The 358-nt window shown below is 64.5% G+C and carries 1 pseudogene; it reads right to left on the bottom strand.

The window, feature by feature from the left end:
* Positions 1 to 38 precede the first annotated feature (38 nt).
* Positions 39 to 358 (bottom strand): annotated as a pseudogene (locus EN804_RS37555) (IS110 family transposase); the annotation flags it as partial.

Below are 358 nucleotides of genomic sequence, written 5' to 3'. Positions count from 1 at the left end.
GCAGGGATTGGCGTGGACGCGAGAACCAGAACCTGAGCTCAAAATTTCCAGGCTCGCGTGTCTGTCCGTGCGCGCTTCGGCCCGCGTGGCCGCCCAACGCCGAAGCATAGCTCGTAGGCACGCTCGGCATTCTCGGCCACGGCTTTATCGCTGTTTCGCAAACTCTTCACGTTGTAGGCGTGAGCCGAACCGCGACGACCGACACCGCGGTCGCCCGGCGCGCCAGCCTTGAGAGCGAGCTGCCTCTGCTTTGCCGCCACCAGCGCCGCGCGAGCCCAGAAGTAGTCCTGCTCTTTCGTCAGCAGATGCCTCATCAACATCGTGAGCTTGCGGGCGACCGCCACGGCTGCGACCTGAT

It is taken from the genome of Mesorhizobium sp. M8A.F.Ca.ET.161.01.1.1 (genome assembly GCF_004792105.1).
Lineage (GTDB): Bacteria > Pseudomonadota > Alphaproteobacteria > Rhizobiales > Rhizobiaceae > Mesorhizobium.
Note: the sequence above shows the minus strand (reverse complement) of the source record. Positions and strands in the feature narration are given on the sequence as shown.